Below are 16,465 nucleotides of genomic sequence, written 5' to 3' on the forward strand. Positions count from 1 at the left end.
ATGCAGGCCCTGATTCCGGTTGTGGACTTCCAGATTGGCGATGCGACTGTTCCGGCGGTGAATGCACGTGAGCTGCATGTATTTCTTGGCGTGGGAAAGATGTTCGCCCACTGGATCAAGGAACGGATCGATAAGTATGGTTTCGTCGAGAAACGTGACTTTGAGGTTTTTGTCGAAACGGGCAATAACCCCCTCGGAGGCCGTCCCAGCAAGGATTTCATGATTTCGCTGGCCATGGCCAAGGAGCTGGCGATGGTGGAGCGCAACGACAAGGGCAAGCAGGCGCGGCTGTACTTTATCGCTTGCGAGCAGCGTGCCTTGCAGCTGGCCGGTCAGGCGGCCTTGCCGGCTGGCGATGCCATTCCGCCGGGCTGCCCGCGCTTCAATGGCGTGCCGGTGCTGACCAATCAGCAATTGCAGGCCTTGTTACAGGTAAGCCGCCACACGGTGCGTAGTAACCGCGTGCTGCGGCCGGGGCGGTTCAAGGTGGGGGTGCATTTCTTCAACCTGAGTGGCGAGCCGCTGCGCAACTTCACCCTGGACAATATCAACAACGGGGTATTCACCCGGCGCGGCGGGCGGCGGCTGACGATATGGAGCCTGGCCGGGGTGGAGGCGCATTTGCAGATGCTGCCGCCGTCGACGGCGGAACCAGCCCGGCAGCGGCTGCAACGCTTTCTGGCTGGTGAGGCGGAGCTGCTGGCCGACTGCGACAGCCCCGCCCTGCCTGCGCTGCCTGTGTTAGCCGAGCAGCCTGGCCAGCCAGTGCCCGATACGCCCGACACCCTGCCCACGCCCAGCACCGCGCCATGTCACGCGACGCTGTGCTTTCCATCGGCAACGGCTTTCGGACTGGCGATGCCGGACATCCTCAGCCTGATGCAGCGGCATGGGGCGCAACTGGCGGAGGTGGTGACGGAGGGGTGATGGGATGGGGCCGGGTGGGAGACTGCCCGGTTTGCCAGTTCTGATTGCTTTGGACAACTACGGCACGCCGTATAATATTGCCATGTACACTGTGATAGAAACACCCGTTTTCCGTCGCCTGGTCGATGAGATCTGGTCAGCTGACGAGCGGCAAGAGTTTGTCGTGTGGCTGGCCAATAATGCCCTGGCTGGCGATGTGATACCCGGTCCCGGCGGCTTGCGCAAAATCCGCTGGAGCCGTACCGGCATGGGTAAGCGTGGAGGTGTGCGGGTGATTTATTACAACTTGCTGGACGAAGGCACCATCACCCTGCTGATGGTGTACACCAAGGCCAAATTCGACAATTTGCCACCCGCCTTTCTCAGGCAACTTCGGGATGAGCTGGACAATGGATAAAGAACTGGAGCAGTTTCAGGCGGACTTGTTGCAGTCGGTGCGGGAAATGAAGGCCGGACAGGCTGCGCGGGTCACGCAGGTGGAAGTGTCCGCCGTGGCCAGCACCCGCGCCCGGGTAGGCATGTCGCAAGCAGACTTTGCCCAGCTGCTGGGTGTGAGCCCGCGCACGGTGCAGGATTGGGAGCAAGGCCGCCGCCACCCTACCGGCGCAGCCAAAACCTTGCTGAAGATTGCCGATGCCCACCCGGAGGTATTGCGGGAGTTGCAGGCGGAGTAAATCAGGCTGGTCCAGGACTGGGGGAAGGCGCTGCCCATGCAGCGCTTTTTTGCGCCCGGAGGGTATGAACCAGGGGCAGAATACAGGTTTGCGATGCAGCCATAGCAGCAGTGCTTGCCCCAGCAGTATTTGAAAAAAAATGATAAATTAGTAGCACAATGAAATAATCAGGCTAACAGCATGCAGGTGGATATCAAATACACCGAGTCAATGACCACATTGGCCATCTTTTTTGTGTTCTCAACCGCCTTGACCTTGCTGCTGAACCGCAGAAAATCCAGCCGATCCCACCAGCTTGCCAGCCTGGCACATGGCGCCATGTTACTTGGCGCATGGCCTATCTACCTGCGTGACCAGTTACCCGAGCAGTGGGTGTTTATTCTGTGTAACCTGGCTTTTCAGGCCAGCTTGTTCTCCAGCTGGCTCAGCATGATGTACTTCCATCAGCTTCAACATAGCCATCGCTACTTGCGTTACCTGGCATGGGGAGTATGGCTGGCTGGCTTCGCGGTGATGATGTTTTACCCGCAAATTCTCTTCCAGTACCGTTTTCGCATGCTGGTGGCCCTGCCGCTATACCTGTTTCTCTTCGGCATGATGGCATGGATAAGTCGGCGCATACACAGCGACCACCGGCCCTTGTCGCAGAGCATTTGTCTTTACCTCGGCCTGATTGGCTTTACCGTTACCCTGCTGCGCCTGATCAATGCGCTGCATATTCACACCCCTTTTCCCGCCGCACAGGACATTTCGCTGCAATCCATACTGATGACGGTAATGGCGATCTGTATGTTCAGCCTTGCCTTGGCCTTGGTGTTTTGGCAGTACGAAAACGGCGCACAGCAGCTGCAGCGACTGGCGGACCTGGACGGGCTCACCGGCGTACCCAACCGGCGCAGCTTTGTGGAACTGGCCAGCAAGCTGTTGCAACGGCAGCCGGTTTACAGCTTGCTGGTGATCGACATCGACCATTTCAAGCAGGTGAATGACCAGCATGGCCACCTGGCGGGGGATCAGGTGTTGCGCCAACTGGGCGAGCAGCTGCGCTTGCTGGCGCGTCAGGATGACTTGCTGTGCCGCTATGGCGGCGAGGAGTTTTGCCTGTTGCTACCGGAAACCAGGGCTGCGCAAGCACTGGCACTGGCCGAGCGTTTGCGGTTGCAGGTGAGCCAGCAGATATTCTACGCCGGCAATGACTTGCAGCTGGCCATCACCCTGAGTATTGGCGTGAGCAGCAGCCCGCGTGCGCAGCAGCCGCTGGCGCTGGATGCCATGTTTGCACTGGCAGACGAGGCGCTTTACCTTGCCAAGCGGCAGGGGCGCAATCAGGTGGTGGCTGCAGCGGAGCCTGTGCTGGAACCGGTTTTGGTGCCGAGTAATCTTCACCGCTGAGGGTATTTTCCAGCCATAAGCTGCCCCAGGCGCTGCCCATGCAGCGCCATTTTCATTCCCGCCGCCCTGCCTGCACCAGCCCCGCCCTTTCCACCACACATTGCCCGTACTGTGCTGCCAGTTGCAGGTAGCGCTGGGCGAGGTCGTCCCAGCTGCGGCTGTCGGGCGGGTCAATGGTCGGCAGCGGGCGGCTGAGGCTGGGCGGTGGTGATGGTGTGGTTGATGATGGCGATGGCGGTTTGAAGTTGCTGCAGGCGGCCAGCATCGAGATGACAATCAGCAGGCAGTGGCATGGTTTGGGCATGGCGGCGGTAGTCCTGTTGCTGGCGGGCACTGGTGCTGGCCAGTCGGGTGGTGTGTTGTTGCACCCGGTCGGCGATGGTGGCCAGGCGTTGGGTTTGGGCGGCATAGTCGGCCAAGGCCTGCCGGGCTTGTTGCAGTTGCCGGTTGTTGGCCTGGTTGGCGAGCTGGTCGCCCTTGCTGTGCCAGCCGTGCCACCAGCTGGCGGCCAGCAGGGCTACGCCCAGCACTGTGAGCGGTAGTGGTTTCATGCTTGCAGACCCGGCAGGTAGACGGTGTGGCCATCGCGCTTGATGGCGGTGAGCAGCTGACTGCGGCCGTGGGCGGGTGGCAGGCGGAAGCCGATATGCACCCAGCCGCCGCTGTGCGGGAATTCGCAGATGAGCTGGTCGAAGGCGATCTGCCCGACGGTGCGGGCGGCTTCGATGGCCTGACAGATGGCCAGCGGCTTGCCGAACCTGGGCGCGACAAAGTCGCAAGCCAGGCCGTGGCGGTGGGCGCTGGTGGGCGAGCCGCCGACGGCTTTGTTGACCTGTTCGCTGCGGTAGCAGGACAGCACGGTGATGGGCACATCGCCCAGCAGGCTGCGGATTTGTTCCATGCGCTGGGCGGTGTGGCGGATGTGCTCGATCTCGGCCGGTGTCGGCAGGTTGGCCAGGCCCTGACGGGCGGCGGTGGCGCTGTAGGTGAGCTCGCGCAGGGTGAAGTGCGGGGTGAGTTGCATGGTGGACTCCGGACGTAAAAAAGCCCACTCGGGGCGGGCTGGGGCTGACCTGCTGGACAGCTGTGGACGATGGCTGTTTTTCTTAAAGTCTAGTACCATTTTTTGGTACTATAATCATGAAGCGACAGCATCAGGAAACGCTACGGCTGATTTTCAGCCGCCCCGTCAGCGGCAATATCCGCTGGAAAGAGATTGAGGCCCTGCTGCTGGCATTGGGGGCGGAGATTGAAGAACGTGCCGGATCCCGGATTGGCGTGACGCTGTTTGGGGTGGTGCGGGTGTTTCACCGCCCTCACCCGTCCCCCAGCACTGACAAGGGTGCTGTAGCGGCGGTGCGGCAGTGGCTGGAAGAGAATGGAGTAAAACCATGATTAATACCTTGATGATTGATGGTCACAAAGCCATCGTGGTGTACGACCCGGAGATTGATATGTTCCGTGGTGAGTTTGTCGGACTGAACGGCGGTGCAGATTTTTACGCCAGCGATGTCGCTGGCCTGAAAACCGAAGGCCACACCTCGCTGCAGGTGTATCTGGACCTGTGCCGCGAAAAGGGCATTGCGCCGTACAAACACTATTCCGGCAGGTTCAATGTCCGCATTCCACCAGACCTGCACGCCACCGCGGTGGAAGCTGCAGCGGCCAGTCAGAAGAGCTTGAACCAGTGGATTGCCGAGGCGATAGAGGGGCATGCGTCTGCTGCTTGATGCTGTCACTCAATCCAGGAGAAATGCCCATGCGCTACCCAGCCAAGTTTGAAGCTGCCCCGGAGGGCGGTTTTGTGGTGACGTTTCGTGACATCCCGGAGGTGATTACCCAGGGGGACACGCAGGCCGAGGCCGAAGGCATGGCAGCCGATGCCTTGCTGACAGCGATGGACTTTTATTTTGAGGACCACCGCTGCGTGCCATTGCCCTCACCTGCCCAGCCCGGCGAGGTGTTGATTGACCTGCCGCCCAGTGTTTCCGCCAAGGTATTGCTGCTGAATGAGCTGGTGGATATTGCCACTGATAAAAGCTGACCTTTCTATCTGACTTCATGCATTGAGTATCGTATACTATGTCTATACGCTATACGGCATGATCAAGTCATTCAAACACAAGGGGCTGGAAGCCTTTTATCTCAACGGTAGCAAGGCTGGCATTCGCCCAGACCATGCCGGCAAGTTGCGACTGGTGTTATCCCGGCTGGATGTAGCGCTATTACCGCAGGACATGAATGTGCCCAGTTGGCGGTTGCACCCCTTGAAAGGTGATCTTGCCGGTCACTGGTCTATCACCATCAATGGCAACTGGCGGCTTACCTTCCGCTTTTTGCCAGATGGCCATGTCGAACTGGTTGACTACCAGGATTATCACTGAGGAAATGGCATGAAGCGCATGCACAACCCTGCGCACCCCGGCGCAGTACTGAAAGAATGGCTGGAGGGCGTCAGCATTACCACAGCGGCCAGTCAGCTGGGTATTACCCGCGCCCATTTGTCGCGCATCCTGAACGGCCATGCCGGTATCAGTGCGGATATGGCACTGCGGCTGGCCGACTACCTGGGCAGCACCCCGGAAAGCTGGCTGGAAATGCAGATGAATTTCGACCTGTGGCAGGCCAGCCAGCAACCGCGCCCACAGGTGCCACGGCTGGTCATTACTGATCCGGCCTGACCCCGAACGGCTTGAGCAGCCGACTGACATTGCCGCGCATGGCCACTACGCCGGCGCACAGTGCGCTGTTGAGCACGAATTCCGCCAGGTCGATCTCGGCATAGCTGCCGGTAAACACGCGGATGACCACGCCGCCGGAGGCGACGATCATCACGTAGGACAGGATGGACGCCCAGCGGCGGTAGCGTGCGCCGTCGCGCTGGTAGTTGATCAGGCTGAAACACAGGATGGCGCAGACGGCGGCATGGGCCAGCGCCAGCAGGCTGATGTGTGGGGTCATGGCTTGCCCTTTCCCAGCAGGTGGTCCAGTTCGGTGCGGCTGATGGCGGCGCGCAGCAGTTTTACCGCCAGTGCGGCGGCCAGCATGCCGCCCAGTGCGGTGGGGACTTCCACCCCATCCGGCAGGATGCGGTCCACCAGGCTGGCGACAAAGCCTGCCAGCAGCACACCGCAGATGACGGAGATGATGAGGTAGAGCCAGCGCACCCAGCGCGGGTCCTGGCTGCAGCGTTCGGACAGTACGAATACGGCGGCACCGGCGAAGGCGCCGAACAGCACCCCGGCGTCGATACCGGCCACGGTGCCGACACCGGCCAGCGCCACCAGCGCCAGGCCTCCGTTTGGTTCGGTCATGTTGATTTCCTTGCTTCCTGCCGGATGGCGGGGTTTCAGAAGTGTTGGCGGTGGTCGCTGAACAGGCGTATGCCGGTGTCGTCCCCCACCCAGAACGGGCTGGCAATCAGGCTGGCGCAGCACGAGCCGCTGTATTGGCCCGTGTTCCAGCTGCCCCCCAGTACCATGGCGCGCAGGCTGGGTTCAAAACCGAACTGGGCGTAGATGCCACCACGACCGCCATTCTGCGGATTGTTATAGAGGTTCCAGCGCCAGTCCCATTGACCCGCTCGCGGGTCGGTCAGCAGTTCTTGCCCCCATACCCACAGATGGCCGGTGGTTTGCTCCAGCCCCCAGCGCGAGGTGTAACCTGTCACCCGGTTGCTGATAAGTGCGTAAAAAACGCCGGAGGATTGTCGTTCGGTGACGCCAAAGGCGGCTGCGGCAAATTCGTGCATGGTGGGCAGCCGTTTGCGCAGGCTGAGGGCGATGGCCTGGGCCTCGTACCAGCCGGTGGAGTAGACCCGATCATCCTCGATAACCCAGCTTTGCATGGCCGGGCGCGGTGGTTTGTTCTGACCACCGGCCAGGTTAACCCTTGCCCGGCTGCTGCCTTGCGTGTAGTCCTGTGCGCACAGGTAGATGTCGGCCCAGAAAGCCCCGCCCACGCACACCATGCCGCGCGGGTCGCTGACGGGGCGGTAGAACAGGTCCCACAGGCTCCACTGGTTGAACCCGGCAATGGCATCCACATCGGCTTGTGTCCAGTAAATTCCATCAAATCCACCAGCACGGGCGGTGGTTCCGGGTAATGTCAGGCCGATGTGCGCGCCACCAATCAAGCGCCACTGCCCGGCGGGCAGTTCCGGCAGGCCATCGAAACGGGCGGAGGCTTGCACGCTGCCATCGGCACAGGCGTAAAACGCCAGGTCGCTGCCGGGCTTCAGCTCGGCAGGCATTTGCACCGGGGTGTCCTGTTTGAATTCCACCAGTGTGCTGCCCACCATCACTGCCGTGCCCGCCAGCAGGCTGATGCCATGCGGGCCGGTTTTGCGCCAGCAGTGGATGGTGTAGTCCTGCTTGGCGAAGCCACCGGGCAGCAGGTTGAGCGGGCCGGGCGGGCCGATGGGTCCAACCGGGCCAACCTCCCCTTGCGGGCCGCGCTCGCCCGGTTCGCCACGTGGCCCCGGTATGCCCTGCTCCCCCTGCGGACCCCGTTCGCCTTGCGGGCCGGTGTCGCCCCTTGGGCCTGGCGCGCCCATTTGGCCTTGCGGACCGACAGGCCCCATCAGCCCGGGCAGGCCTTGCTCGCCGCGCGGGCCTTGCGGGCCCGTATTGCCAGTTTCACCCTGCAGGCCACGCGGCCCGGCCGGGCCGGTTTCACCCGCAGGCCCTTGCGGGCCCGGTGGGCCGGGGATGCCTTCAACACAAAACAGTTCGTCCAGCATGATTCAGTTCTCCACATAAAGGGTGCACAGCGTATGGCTACGCTGCTGGCCATTTGGCCAGCGTAGTTGCAAGCGGCATTGCAAGCTGCCCAGCGGCCACAGCCGGGTCATGTCCGGAGTGACCGTGAGCTGGACAGAAGCTGCTGCAGGATCTGGCGCAATATCCACCTCGGTAAGCAGCGGCCCGCCCCCACGGCGCATAAACAGGACCGCCAACTGCACACCGTCCAGCGGCAAGGGCTGACGAAACTGGAGGTATGCACCTGCACGGTAGTCCGGCAGTGGCATGGCACTATCCAGTTGCAGGTGGTCGGCATCCACGGCGGTGACGCCCTGCCAGTCGTCCGGCCCAGGCTGACTGTGCCGGCTGGCCACACCGGGCCAGTTGAGTCCTTGAATGGCAATGCGCCAGCGCGGCGGCAGCCCATGGCCGGGGACGAGCAGGACGGTACGCCCGGTGTTGTCTTGTTGCAGTTGCCGGATGGGCAGACTGTGCAGCCGGCCCGCCTCCAGCCGCAGGGTACGTTGCCAGCCGTCGCCACGGCTGAGGGTGATCATGCTGCGTCTCCGGAAAGCGAAACCCCCGCACTGGGCGGGGGCTTGGGGTAATCGGCTTTGACTTGCTGTATCTGTTGCAGCATGGCAGCGGTATCGGGAGGCAGGACAGGCAGCAGCTCCAGTACTTTCCAGATGGCGTCCAGCTGGTCGCCCATGTCCGGGTAGGCAGCGGCTCGCCGGCCGTCGTAAGGGTCAAGATGGGTCAGTTTCATTGTTGTCCGGTTCTGAAATGGTGATTTCCAGCGCAACTTCCTGCCATGGCCAGGCAGACAGTACCACCTGATACTGGCCGGGCTGCGGAAAGTCCAGCTCCACCTGGCCGCCGGTCACTGCGTAGGGCTGATTGTTGATGGTGACGGTGCACGGGTCTGGCAGGCCGGACAACTGCTGGCCATGCCGCTGCAACACCATGCGTGGGCGCTCGCGCACCATGCCGTCGCTGACGTAGTGGGTGTCCGGCGTGACACCGACCGGGTCGTAGACATAGGCCGGATCGATGCGATACAGAAAGGTATACGGTGACAGGCTACCGTATTCGATGATGCGGCCGGTGTCGTCCGCCTTGCAGTAAGGGACAGGAATCATCGCATCACTCCCAGAATATAAAAACGATTTTCAGACGCATCTCTCACCCCGCCTCTCCAGGAAAAGGTATGCCATCCACTGGTGACATAAAGACAGACACTTCCGATGGCTGGCTGCCAATTGGTGCAGCTCCAGCGGGCAGCGCCATCCAGGAGCAGACTGGACGCGAGATGGGATGATTTGTCTGTCATGTAGTTAAAGTTATCACCGGTAAATGCCAGGTATACGCTGGCCGGAAACGGTGTATGGAAGCTGATGGCCCTGGAACCGGAATTGCTTTGCAGCCAACTGATTCCACCATCGGTGATCTTGAGTGTTCCGACCGTGAGATCCTTGATAAAGCTGCCATCCAGCCCGCCACTGTCCAGAATGACCTTGCCGTTCTGGTCCCGCACCACCAGGCCGCGGCTGTCGATTTGCCCGGCGGAGAGCTGACCCTTGATGAAGGCGGCACCCATGCCGTTCATGTCCACTACGACATTGCCAGCCGCATCCTTGATGGTGAGGCCGCGGGTGTTGATCTGGGCGGCTTCGACAGATTCCGATGCCAGCACCCGTTTGCCCACCAGCGAGCCATCGGTAATCACAGCGCCGGCAATACCGACAGCGGGCTGGCCGTTGATCTGGCCGACGGTAAACACCTGCTTGCTACCACTACCATCCGGCAACGAAACGGCAAAACGGTCGGCCAGCACGTCCAGCGCGGTACCGTTTTTGTCGGCACGCAGGCCGATACCGGCCACCTTGCCACCCGCTGTCACCTTGATGGTTTTTTCAGCCAGCACGCCATCTACAGCATGGCTGAGGTCCTGGACAATGGCAGTCTGGCCACTGAGCGTGCTTTGTACTTGCTCCACCTTGCGCACACTGGCGCTGACATCGTTGCTGACGCTGTCTACCCGCTGTGTAAGTGCCGCAACAGCCTTTGCCGCAGGGCCGATGGACTCGATGGGCTGGCGCAAGCTGTCGGCCAGCGCAGCACCGGTAATGCTGCCTTCCAGCTGTTCCAGCAGCGGGGCCGGGTCCTTGATTGACGCGGCACTGGCCCGGGCACTGCCCGACCAGTTGCCCCAGCTGTCCTGTACGCGCAGCCAATACCAGTACTTCACGCCCAGACCGACACCCAGATGGGTAAAACTGTTCGTCGGCCAGGCCAGTTGCGCCAGCAAGGGCGGGTTCGGGTCGTCGCTGCGCGTGCTGTAGCGCAACTCCACCGTGGCAAGGTCCGGCACGCCGGGTGGAAAACGCCAGCCCAGCTCCACCAGCATGGCTCCGCCGCTGGCGCTAAGTTGTGGCGTGGGCGGTTTGGCGCTTGGCCCTTTTACCTTGATGCTGGCCAGCACCGGAACGCTGCGCAGGCCGGTAAGCGAGACGGCAACCACCCGTACCTGCCAGCTACCGATGGCCAAGCCTTCCAGCTCGGCATGGTTGGCGCTTTGCTCGGCTTGCTCCACCCAGTCACCGCCCTCCTGACGACAGGCGACAACATAGCCACGCAAGTAAGGATGCGAAAGTGCAGCCCAGTCCACCTCCAGCCGTAATGCACGGCGCTGGTCGCCGGTGGTATAGACGGTTTCGCGCAGGCTGACCGACCCGACCGGTGGCAATTGCAAGGCATCCGGCTGCTGACTGACCGGCGACGGGGACAGATACAGCCCCTGCTCGATGGCCTGCCATTTTTCGGCAAAATGCTGGATGCCGCTGATTTCGTACACCCCCGGCTCGCGTTCGCGATGGCTGACGCAGCGCCACAGCGTGGGTTGCAGATTGCTGGCCAGCAGCGTCCAGGTAGTACCGGTCAGCGGCGTGGTCGGGAATGCAGCCACCAGGTTTAGCTGGTCGGTTTGACCGGCTGCATTGCCCACGGCACGGCGCGCCAGTGTGCCATCCGGCAGCGGGCATTCCAGGCTGTAGCGCACACCGGGTTCCAGCAATACCGGCGCATCCAGTGTGACGGCCCGGCCATCCACCGCCAGTAAACGCCCACCCATGCGGCGGCCGGCGACGACCGGGTCGGCAATGGTGAAGGTTTCGCCCAGTAGCAGGTCGCTGCCGTACAGCCCGGCCACGAAGCTGACCGTTTCGGTTTCGTTCTGCGCGGTTTCCAGCAGATAACGTCCGTATTGCTGGGCCTGGGCGCGGCTGGTACAGCCCATGGCCACCACTTTGGCCGGTTGATAGCCATAGCGTGACAAGCCGGCCGGGTGCTCGACATATTCGGTACCGCGCTTCCAGCCATCGTCCGGGTCGACAAAGGACACACTGGCCACGGTGTAGCGTTCATCCAGTGCCGTGCTGCTATAGGTAAAACGGCCCTCTTCCACATTGGCCGGGACAAACTGCTTGGCCGGGGTGGCTTCCGGCATGTCGGCCATCACCCGCACACCACCCGCGTACGGAATGACGCGGCCACAGAATACCGAGGCGATGTCCTGCAATACCTTCCAGCCGTCGGCGCTGTCGGTCTGGTAATGGTGCATTTCAAAGCGACGGCGTTGGCCGCCCTGCCCGTCGCTCACCAGTTGGTCGCACCACTGGGCGATGCGGTACAGATCCCACTTCCATGCCCCTTCTGCCGGCAGGTTGAGGTTGTAACGCGGGTCGGTCCCGATTGTGTACAGCCACCAGGCCGGATTGCTGCTGTGTGCCGGTTTGAAGCGGCCATCCCAGGCCCCATCGTAAACACCGGTGACCGGGTGATAATTGGACGGGACTTGCAGGATGGCCAGCTGCCAGTCACTGGTGATTTCCGGCAAGCGGTTGAACTGGCGTGCATCAAAGGCCAGCGCCAGCATGGCGTAGTTGGGATAGCGCAGTTGCAGTTCCTGGATGGTGGTAAAACTGTCCCAACCGGTGGCATTCACCAGGTTCTGCGTGATGCTGTCCGGCGTGAGACGGCGCACCCGCAGCTGCCACGGCCCTTTGCCAGCCAGGGGAACGCGCACGGCACGCTGGTATTTGCCACGGCATTTTCCCTGGATGACGATTTGCTTTTGCTCTGCCCAGATGCCATCAGCCGGTTTCAGGTCCACCGCCATTTCCACCCGCGCCGGGTTGGTGTCGTTGCTGTTGGCATCCACCTGAAACAGGCCGGATACCGAGACCGTGACCCGCACCGCATTGGCTTCCAGATTGTCGATATGGCGCACCAGCCCGGCCCCGGCCTTGATTTCCACACCAACAGCGGTTTCGGTTTCCACCTCGCTAAAGCCGCTGAACGGCAGCTGGGTAGGCGTGCCAGTGCGCCATTCTGCCTGCACCCGTTCAAAGTTGCGGCTGCCGTCGGCGTTCTCGATGGGCGTGCCATCCAGATAGATGGATTTGAGGCCATTTACCGGCCCACCGGTTTCGCCCAGCGCCACCAACAGCATCAGCCGCGCAGTAGCAACCGATTGCAGGCTGTCCGGTGCTTCCACCGGGCGACGGCTGGAAGGCTGCCCCCCGCCACCACCTGCACCTTGGATTCGCTGCATTACAAATCCTCCACAGCAATACCGGCGGACACGATGATGCCGCCCACCCGATGCACGCCGACACCAACCGGCGCAGCCATGCCCTGTGCACTGCTGTTGGCCGCGCCATTGAACAGATAGCTTTGCTTGCCGGCATCCCGTTCCATCTGGCCAGCATCGGCTTTGGGTACCGGGGTGAGCAGCATCATGGCTCCGGACGCCATCATGCCGACACCAGCCATCATCACGGCCTGGCCGCCCCAGGCATACATCAGCGCCCCCACCACGATCAGCACACCGCCCAGAATCTTGTTATTGCCACCAGCCCCGGCCAGCACCGGCATGATGAGGATGTCGCCTTGTGACACCAGCAACAGCTCTTGCTCGGACACATCGCGGCGGGCAACGGTGACGCGAAACTGCATGCCCGCCGCGTCCAGCTGGCGGATGGCCTGACGGAAGCCCGGATACAGGGCATCGAGGGCGACGATGGCTTCGGCCGCCGTTTGTACTGCCAGCTGATGGCGCAGGCCAAAGCGCTGGCCAAGCAAGCCACCCAGACGGATGGTGCGTAAGGTATTCATATCTGATGCCTCCAGTGGCTGACGGTGCAGCGTTGCCAGTAGCTGCCGTACAGGTGGATTTCGGATGCACGGTCCTTGAGGTGATGCAGGATCAGGCCATCCCCCAGCCACAAGGCCAGGTGATTGGCCACGCTGGCGCCGATTTGCAGCATCAGCACATCGCCCGACTCCAGTGGATCGTCCAGCGGTTCAAAGCCATTGGCTGCCGCATGCTGGGCAAACAGGGGCTGACCTTGTTCCCACCAGCCTTCTGTTTCCAGCGGGCGCGACAGCAACACGCCCCGTTCGCGGCGCATCCAGTCGCGGATCAGCTCCCAGCAATCGAACACGCCATAACAGTACGGCCGCCCGACATAGGGGGCTTGCCAGCCGCAAGGCGCCAGATACCGGTAATCACCCAGCGCCGGGCTGACGATGTGCCAGGGCAAGGCGGTACGCTCGCACATGGCACGGTCGATCAGGCTGGGCTCAGCCGTGCCATCCGGATGGCTGTGCCACACCCCCATCACCTGGCCCAGCTGCTCGGCAGCCGCTTGGTCAAGCGGGTCAATCTCGAAATGACAGGCCGGATTACCAGCCACATTGGCGCAGGGATAAACCCGGCCATCGTCCAGCAGCAGGCCGCAGGCCTCGTGCGGACTGGCCTTGGCGGCCAGGGCCAGCATCTGGCTGATCTGGGCATCGGTAGCGTGCATGATGGCTCCATGAAAAAAGCCACTCCGGGGAGTGGCTTGGGTATGAAATCAGTTTAGCTAGTGCAAGGTTCTGACTTCTTCCGCGAGTTTTGCCAGCCCCTTGGGCGTAATCAGCACCTGCTCCACCACTTTTTCCGTGCCATCGCTACGGCTGACGGTGGTGACCTTGTGCTCCAGCACGCCGGACTGGATCTTGTCCTGATAGGCCAGCCAAGCAGCCCCGCCGGGCCGTTTGTAGATCCAGCGGCGCTGGCCCAGCAGGCTGAACAGCTGCCGGGGCTGCATTTGCAGGGCTTTGGCGGCATTGGTAATGCACACCGCCCCTGCTCCGGCTTCGGCAATCCTTGCCAGTGCCTGCACCTTGGGGGCCATGGCCTCTACCTGATCTTCCAGCGCCAGCACTTTTTCGGAGTAGCCCAGCAACAAGCTGCGCATGGCTACCGGGTCGTTCAGCACCTGCATAGGGTCCGGCTGGCGGGCTTGCTGTGCCAGGCGGAAGAAGGCTTTGACCAGGGCTTTCTTGAAACTGCGCACGATATCGCTATTGCGCATATAGGTGAGCAACAGGGTGGATTGCTGCTCGTTCAGGATGGCCACTTCCCGATGTTGCACCCCGCCTGCAGTTTCAAAGGGTCGCGTCTCAAACGTCACCCTTCCAAACTCGTTCAAATCAGCGGCATAGGTACGAACCAGTTCCAGCACATTCTTATGCTGAACGTGCGTCCCGGCGGCGATGGCCAGCGAAGTGGTTACCGGCTGTCCGGCATGCAGTGTCACCAGTTCCATGTCAGGCCTCCAGCAACAGGTCTTCAATCTGCTCGCGGTAGACATCCACATCGTTGTGCATGCCTTGGGCGACGTCTTTGCCGAGCACGGCGAGATGGGTGATGGTTTCGTCCTGCGACAAGCGGGAGATGGCGGAAAGAATGCCGAACAAGGCATCCGCCTGGGTCATGGCGATGGTGGACATGTCCGTGCTGACATTGGCCAGCCGGGTGTGTAAAGGGGGTGGAATATGGGAATGCGTCATATCGATTCTCCGTGAAATCGTAGTGATTTACCCGTTTTCTAGACGGGCGGGCAGGAGCTAGAAACTGCTCACGGACAGCGGAGTTATTTCCCTTGCGGGTCTTGTATTCCTCGCACTCCCGCCCATCGAAAGAACTGATAGACGCAAAAAAGCCGCACAGGGATGATACCTGTTGCGGCTCTTCCGAGCACGCCGTGACGAACCTACTGGTGTTTCTAGCACCTGACCGCAGGCTAGCCTGAGCGGGTGCAGGTGAAAACTGATCGAAGGGGTGGGTGGCTAAAACAGACAGGCAACAAAAAACCGCCTCGGGGGCGGTGTTTGGTTACAACAACTCCAGGGGACCGACTATTCTTTCGGCTTGGGCTTCTCAGCAAAAAACGCCTTGATGATGGCTCCCGTCGGAATGGCAGCCAGAGCCGTAGCAAGCAATTCATGTCCATTCAACCCAAGGTATACGGAGCCTGCGATGCTACAGAGACAAACAATAAATCCTGCGATTTGGCCAATCAAATCGCTACGGAAAACCAGTCTGGTTTGCGACTCGGAGATTGCCAACTGCCGGTCTTGTGCTCTGATATTGGCTTGAAGTGCTTCGTCTTCACGCCGGTTACGGTTGGCTGCTTCGGTCTCGGCCATCACCAGTATCCGTTCTGCAGCACCGGGGACGATAGCATCGTACCCGCGCAGAATGTCTGGGTGCGGTAATGGGCCTTGGTAAACTTGGGAAGCTTGTAGGATTTGTGGCGGTGGTGCAGAAAATGCTGCGCCAACGGCTTGAGCTGCTTGTGCCTGCTGGGGAGGATTATTCGGCTTGTTCGGTGTTTTCGCCATATGCCTTCACGACAACATGAAAATCAGCAGCAATATTTGCCCAGTCATTCGCCAATGCATTTTCGACAGTTGACTGACTGGCCTGAACCATTGGTGGAATCTTGACCGCTGGTGCATTGAAATTGCTGAGCACCAGCATGGGAGCGCCCAAGCCCTTCATGAAACCATGCTCAACTGCTTCAGTTGCAGTGGCATCGAAATCAATTATTAACATGGCTATCTCCAAGGGTTGGCACTGAATACTAGGTCTTTTCAGACCAGCTAGTCAAACCGCTAGTTCAGTCCATATCTTCACCTGACCTACCCATAGCGCCGCATCCCCGGAAACCCGGCGAAGTTGTCCAGGTTTCCACGCACCCGGCAGCCGGACAGGCATTTGCTGCAGGCGTCCTGTGCCGGGTCGGTGACCGGCTGGTCGTGGACATCGAACATGGCGCTACCCAGATAGCCGCAGTCCGGCCCGCGGTAGCGCACATGCGCCGGGCAGTAGCGGGTGACCAGCACACCGGGGGCGCTGCGGCCGGTCATGTCCAGCGTGCTGCGCAACTCGAACACCAGGGTGCTGCCATCGTCGGCTTCGCGGCGATTGATCAGCCAGACTTCTTCCGGGTACATCTGCGGACTGTCAGCCAGTGGGCCGCCAGCCAGAAAACGGGCGTGGGTGAGGCGGCGGATGACAGTCCAGCCCACCAGCCCCTGCTGTTGCTGCACCAGCGCGGTAAACAGGCCGCGTACCGGGCTGCCGTCCGGCAGCATGGCCACGTTGCTGATGCTGAGTTTGGGCCGGGCCACCGGGCCTTTGTTACTGCTTTCGAAGCCGCTGGCTTCGACTGCCCATGGTTCGTAAACCTGCCCCTGAAAGGTGAGCGGCTGGCCATTGCCGCTGGCGGTAAAGCGTAGTGGCGACAGGTTGATACTGGCCGGCGGGCGCAGCTCGTACAGCTGGACAAGGGCGTCGGTTGCCAGTTGCTGATTATCGGCAGGGAGTGCCAT

26 protein-coding genes are annotated in these 16,465 nt (G+C 61.3%); 9 read left to right on the plus strand and 17 right to left on the minus strand.

Translation table 11 applies throughout. The annotated features are described in order from the left end of the window. From ACE3SE_RS15560 to ACE3SE_RS15575, 4 genes are all read left to right on the plus strand, one after another. On the plus strand, window positions 1–927 hold the full coding sequence (locus tag ACE3SE_RS15560) for an antA/AntB antirepressor family protein (protein ID WP_374556563.1): 927 nt from the start codon (window positions 1–3) through the stop codon (window positions 925–927). Window positions 928–1,009: 82 nt separating this feature from the next. After that, entirely contained in the window at window positions 1,010–1,324 is a 315-nt protein-coding gene (locus ACE3SE_RS15565; RefSeq protein ID WP_374556565.1) for a DNA-binding protein, read from the plus strand. Next, a complete protein-coding gene (locus ACE3SE_RS15570) occupies window positions 1,317–1,601 on the plus strand; it encodes a helix-turn-helix domain-containing protein (protein ID WP_374556567.1) in 285 nt (94 codons plus the stop codon). Before ACE3SE_RS15565 ends, ACE3SE_RS15570 begins: the two co-directional genes overlap by 8 nt. 180 nt (window positions 1,602–1,781) lie before the next feature. After that, window positions 1,782–2,993 carry a GGDEF domain-containing protein gene (locus ACE3SE_RS15575; RefSeq protein WP_374556569.1) on the plus strand — a complete coding sequence of 404 codons (1,212 nt, stop codon included), beginning with the start codon at window positions 1,782–1,784 and terminating at the stop codon, window positions 2,991–2,993. 52 nt (window positions 2,994–3,045) lie between these two features. On the opposite strand, the gene lysC is transcribed toward ACE3SE_RS15575, so the two are convergent. From lysC to ACE3SE_RS15585, 3 genes are read right to left on the minus strand one after another with little or no spacing between them, the layout of a single operon-like run. Continuing rightward, window positions 3,046–3,258, minus strand: a complete 213-nt coding sequence (lysC, locus tag ACE3SE_RS21260; protein WP_445290653.1) for an Rz1-like lysis system protein LysC — start codon at window positions 3,256–3,258, stop codon at window positions 3,046–3,048. After that, on the minus strand, window positions 3,164–3,544 hold the full coding sequence (locus tag ACE3SE_RS15580; RefSeq protein WP_374556571.1) for a hypothetical protein: 381 nt from the start codon (window positions 3,542–3,544) through the stop codon (window positions 3,164–3,166). Before ACE3SE_RS15580 ends, lysC begins: the two co-directional genes overlap by 95 nt. Further along, the gene (locus ACE3SE_RS15585) at window positions 3,541–4,017 is read right to left on the minus strand and encodes a D-Ala-D-Ala carboxypeptidase family metallohydrolase (protein ID WP_374556573.1); all 477 of its coding nucleotides are present in this window, start codon (window positions 4,015–4,017) and stop codon (window positions 3,541–3,543) included. Before ACE3SE_RS15585 ends, ACE3SE_RS15580 begins: the two co-directional genes overlap by 4 nt. Window positions 4,018–4,133: 116 nt before the next feature. Here ACE3SE_RS15585 and ACE3SE_RS15590 point away from each other — a divergent pair, with 116 nt between their 5' ends. From ACE3SE_RS15590 to ACE3SE_RS15610, 5 genes are read left to right on the plus strand one after another with little or no spacing between them, the layout of a single operon-like run. After that, window positions 4,134–4,388, plus strand: a complete 255-nt coding sequence (locus tag ACE3SE_RS15590; RefSeq protein WP_374556575.1) for a type II toxin-antitoxin system HicA family toxin — start codon at window positions 4,134–4,136, stop codon at window positions 4,386–4,388. Then, window positions 4,385–4,723: a type II toxin-antitoxin system HicB family antitoxin gene (locus ACE3SE_RS15595; protein WP_374556577.1), complete on the plus strand. Its 339-nt coding sequence runs from the start codon at window positions 4,385–4,387 to the stop codon at window positions 4,721–4,723. The genes ACE3SE_RS15590 and ACE3SE_RS15595 overlap by 4 nt, the downstream gene beginning before the upstream one ends. 29 nt (window positions 4,724–4,752) lie before the next feature. Continuing rightward, window positions 4,753–5,037: a type II toxin-antitoxin system HicB family antitoxin gene (locus ACE3SE_RS15600; RefSeq protein ID WP_374556579.1), complete on the plus strand. Its 285-nt coding sequence runs from the start codon at window positions 4,753–4,755 to the stop codon at window positions 5,035–5,037. Window positions 5,038–5,095: 58 nt separating this feature from the next. Further along, on the plus strand, window positions 5,096–5,377 hold the full coding sequence (locus ACE3SE_RS15605) for a type II toxin-antitoxin system RelE/ParE family toxin (protein ID WP_374556693.1): 282 nt from the start codon (window positions 5,096–5,098) through the stop codon (window positions 5,375–5,377). A 9-nt stretch (window positions 5,378–5,386) separates the two neighbouring features. Continuing rightward, window positions 5,387–5,674: a HigA family addiction module antitoxin gene (locus ACE3SE_RS15610; protein ID WP_374556581.1), complete on the plus strand. Its 288-nt coding sequence runs from the start codon at window positions 5,387–5,389 to the stop codon at window positions 5,672–5,674. Here the strand turns inward: ACE3SE_RS15610 and ACE3SE_RS15615 are convergent. The 14 genes from ACE3SE_RS15615 to ACE3SE_RS15680 form a co-directional block, all read right to left on the minus strand. Further along, the gene (locus tag ACE3SE_RS15615; protein WP_374556583.1) at window positions 5,658–5,954 is read right to left on the minus strand and encodes a phage holin family protein; all 297 of its coding nucleotides are present in this window, start codon (window positions 5,952–5,954) and stop codon (window positions 5,658–5,660) included. The genes ACE3SE_RS15610 and ACE3SE_RS15615 overlap by 17 nt on opposite strands. Then, the gene (locus ACE3SE_RS15620) at window positions 5,951–6,307 is read right to left on the minus strand and encodes a putative holin (RefSeq protein WP_374556585.1); all 357 of its coding nucleotides are present in this window, start codon (window positions 6,305–6,307) and stop codon (window positions 5,951–5,953) included. The genes ACE3SE_RS15615 and ACE3SE_RS15620 overlap by 4 nt, the downstream gene beginning before the upstream one ends. A 35-nt stretch (window positions 6,308–6,342) precedes the next feature. Next, a complete protein-coding gene (locus tag ACE3SE_RS15625) occupies window positions 6,343–7,734 on the minus strand; it encodes a phage major tropism determinant (protein ID WP_374556587.1) in 1,392 nt (463 codons plus the stop codon). A gap of 3 nt (window positions 7,735–7,737) precedes the next feature. After that, the gene (locus ACE3SE_RS15630) at window positions 7,738–8,292 is read right to left on the minus strand and encodes a hypothetical protein (protein ID WP_374556589.1); all 555 of its coding nucleotides are present in this window, start codon (window positions 8,290–8,292) and stop codon (window positions 7,738–7,740) included. Then, complete coding sequence (locus ACE3SE_RS15635; protein WP_374556591.1) at window positions 8,289–8,504, minus strand: hypothetical protein; 216 nt, start codon at window positions 8,502–8,504, stop codon at window positions 8,289–8,291. The genes ACE3SE_RS15630 and ACE3SE_RS15635 overlap by 4 nt, the downstream gene beginning before the upstream one ends. Next, window positions 8,485–8,877: a hypothetical protein gene (locus tag ACE3SE_RS15640; RefSeq protein WP_374556593.1), complete on the minus strand. Its 393-nt coding sequence runs from the start codon at window positions 8,875–8,877 to the stop codon at window positions 8,485–8,487. Before ACE3SE_RS15640 ends, ACE3SE_RS15635 begins: the two co-directional genes overlap by 20 nt. Then, window positions 8,874–12,350, minus strand: coding sequence for a host specificity protein J (locus ACE3SE_RS15645; protein ID WP_374556595.1), 3,477 nt, complete (start codon window positions 12,348–12,350; stop codon window positions 8,874–8,876). Before ACE3SE_RS15645 ends, ACE3SE_RS15640 begins: the two co-directional genes overlap by 4 nt. Next, the gene (locus ACE3SE_RS15650) at window positions 12,350–12,913 is read right to left on the minus strand and encodes a hypothetical protein (protein WP_374556597.1); all 564 of its coding nucleotides are present in this window, start codon (window positions 12,911–12,913) and stop codon (window positions 12,350–12,352) included. Before ACE3SE_RS15650 ends, ACE3SE_RS15645 begins: the two co-directional genes overlap by 1 nt. Then, window positions 12,910–13,608 (minus strand): C40 family peptidase, encoded by a 699-nt coding sequence (locus ACE3SE_RS15655; protein WP_374556599.1) that lies wholly within the window; start codon window positions 13,606–13,608, stop codon window positions 12,910–12,912. Before ACE3SE_RS15655 ends, ACE3SE_RS15650 begins: the two co-directional genes overlap by 4 nt. Before the next feature lie 57 nt (window positions 13,609–13,665). Next, window positions 13,666–14,394 (minus strand): phage antirepressor KilAC domain-containing protein, encoded by a 729-nt coding sequence (locus tag ACE3SE_RS15660; protein WP_374556601.1) that lies wholly within the window; start codon window positions 14,392–14,394, stop codon window positions 13,666–13,668. A gap of 1 nt (window position 14,395) precedes the next feature. Continuing rightward, window positions 14,396–14,638, minus strand: a complete 243-nt coding sequence (locus ACE3SE_RS15665; RefSeq protein WP_374556602.1) for a hypothetical protein — start codon at window positions 14,636–14,638, stop codon at window positions 14,396–14,398. 348 nt (window positions 14,639–14,986) lie between these two features. Continuing rightward, window positions 14,987–15,472 (minus strand): DUF2335 domain-containing protein, encoded by a 486-nt coding sequence (locus ACE3SE_RS15670; protein ID WP_374556604.1) that lies wholly within the window; start codon window positions 15,470–15,472, stop codon window positions 14,987–14,989. After that, the gene (locus ACE3SE_RS15675) at window positions 15,444–15,686 is read right to left on the minus strand and encodes a hypothetical protein (protein ID WP_374556606.1); all 243 of its coding nucleotides are present in this window, start codon (window positions 15,684–15,686) and stop codon (window positions 15,444–15,446) included. Before ACE3SE_RS15675 ends, ACE3SE_RS15670 begins: the two co-directional genes overlap by 29 nt. 86 nt (window positions 15,687–15,772) lie before the next feature. Next, window positions 15,773–16,465, minus strand: a complete 693-nt coding sequence (locus tag ACE3SE_RS15680) for a phage minor tail protein L (protein ID WP_374556608.1) — start codon at window positions 16,463–16,465, stop codon at window positions 15,773–15,775.

Origin of the sequence: Aquitalea pelogenes (assembly GCF_041914625.1) — a bacterium.
GTDB lineage: Bacteria > Pseudomonadota > Gammaproteobacteria > Burkholderiales > Chromobacteriaceae > Aquitalea > Aquitalea pelogenes.

Excerpts from the sequence above, each read along its gene's own strand:
- ACE3SE_RS15560 (WP_374556563.1), top strand. The coding sequence starts at position 1 with ATGCAGGCCCTGATTCCGGTTGTGGACTTCCAGATTGGCGATGCGACT.
- ACE3SE_RS15565 (WP_374556565.1), top strand. The coding sequence starts at position 1,010 with ATGTACACTGTGATAGAAACACCCGTTTTCCGTCGCCTGGTCGATGAG.
- ACE3SE_RS15570 (WP_374556567.1), top strand. The coding sequence starts at position 1,317 with ATGGATAAAGAACTGGAGCAGTTTCAGGCGGACTTGTTGCAGTCGGTG.
- ACE3SE_RS15575 (WP_374556569.1), top strand. The coding sequence starts at position 1,782 with ATGCAGGTGGATATCAAATACACCGAGTCAATGACCACATTGGCCATC.
- lysC (WP_445290653.1), bottom strand. The coding sequence starts at position 3,258 with ATGCTGGCCGCCTGCAGCAACTTCAAACCGCCATCGCCATCATCAACC.
- ACE3SE_RS15580 (WP_374556571.1), bottom strand. The coding sequence starts at position 3,544 with ATGAAACCACTACCGCTCACAGTGCTGGGCGTAGCCCTGCTGGCCGCC.
- ACE3SE_RS15585 (WP_374556573.1), bottom strand. The coding sequence starts at position 4,017 with ATGCAACTCACCCCGCACTTCACCCTGCGCGAGCTCACCTACAGCGCC.
- ACE3SE_RS15590 (WP_374556575.1), top strand. The coding sequence starts at position 4,134 with ATGAAGCGACAGCATCAGGAAACGCTACGGCTGATTTTCAGCCGCCCC.
- ACE3SE_RS15595 (WP_374556577.1), top strand. The coding sequence starts at position 4,385 with ATGATTAATACCTTGATGATTGATGGTCACAAAGCCATCGTGGTGTAC.
- ACE3SE_RS15600 (WP_374556579.1), top strand. The coding sequence starts at position 4,753 with ATGCGCTACCCAGCCAAGTTTGAAGCTGCCCCGGAGGGCGGTTTTGTG.
- ACE3SE_RS15605 (WP_374556693.1), top strand. The coding sequence starts at position 5,096 with ATGATCAAGTCATTCAAACACAAGGGGCTGGAAGCCTTTTATCTCAAC.
- ACE3SE_RS15610 (WP_374556581.1), top strand. The coding sequence starts at position 5,387 with ATGAAGCGCATGCACAACCCTGCGCACCCCGGCGCAGTACTGAAAGAA.
- ACE3SE_RS15615 (WP_374556583.1), bottom strand. The coding sequence starts at position 5,954 with ATGACCCCACACATCAGCCTGCTGGCGCTGGCCCATGCCGCCGTCTGC.
- ACE3SE_RS15620 (WP_374556585.1), bottom strand. The coding sequence starts at position 6,307 with ATGACCGAACCAAACGGAGGCCTGGCGCTGGTGGCGCTGGCCGGTGTC.
- ACE3SE_RS15625 (WP_374556587.1), bottom strand. The coding sequence starts at position 7,734 with ATGCTGGACGAACTGTTTTGTGTTGAAGGCATCCCCGGCCCACCGGGC.
- ACE3SE_RS15630 (WP_374556589.1), bottom strand. The coding sequence starts at position 8,292 with ATGATCACCCTCAGCCGTGGCGACGGCTGGCAACGTACCCTGCGGCTG.
- ACE3SE_RS15635 (WP_374556591.1), bottom strand. The coding sequence starts at position 8,504 with ATGAAACTGACCCATCTTGACCCTTACGACGGCCGGCGAGCCGCTGCC.
- ACE3SE_RS15640 (WP_374556593.1), bottom strand. The coding sequence starts at position 8,877 with ATGATTCCTGTCCCTTACTGCAAGGCGGACGACACCGGCCGCATCATC.
- ACE3SE_RS15645 (WP_374556595.1), bottom strand. The coding sequence starts at position 12,350 with ATGCAGCGAATCCAAGGTGCAGGTGGTGGCGGGGGGCAGCCTTCCAGC.
- ACE3SE_RS15650 (WP_374556597.1), bottom strand. The coding sequence starts at position 12,913 with ATGAATACCTTACGCACCATCCGTCTGGGTGGCTTGCTTGGCCAGCGC.
- ACE3SE_RS15655 (WP_374556599.1), bottom strand. The coding sequence starts at position 13,608 with ATGCACGCTACCGATGCCCAGATCAGCCAGATGCTGGCCCTGGCCGCC.
- ACE3SE_RS15660 (WP_374556601.1), bottom strand. The coding sequence starts at position 14,394 with ATGGAACTGGTGACACTGCATGCCGGACAGCCGGTAACCACTTCGCTG.
- ACE3SE_RS15665 (WP_374556602.1), bottom strand. The coding sequence starts at position 14,638 with ATGACGCATTCCCATATTCCACCCCCTTTACACACCCGGCTGGCCAAT.
- ACE3SE_RS15670 (WP_374556604.1), bottom strand. The coding sequence starts at position 15,472 with ATGGCGAAAACACCGAACAAGCCGAATAATCCTCCCCAGCAGGCACAA.
- ACE3SE_RS15675 (WP_374556606.1), bottom strand. The coding sequence starts at position 15,686 with ATGTTAATAATTGATTTCGATGCCACTGCAACTGAAGCAGTTGAGCAT.
- ACE3SE_RS15680 (WP_374556608.1), bottom strand. The coding sequence starts at position 16,465 with ATGGCACTCCCTGCCGATAATCAGCAACTGGCAACCGACGCCCTTGTC.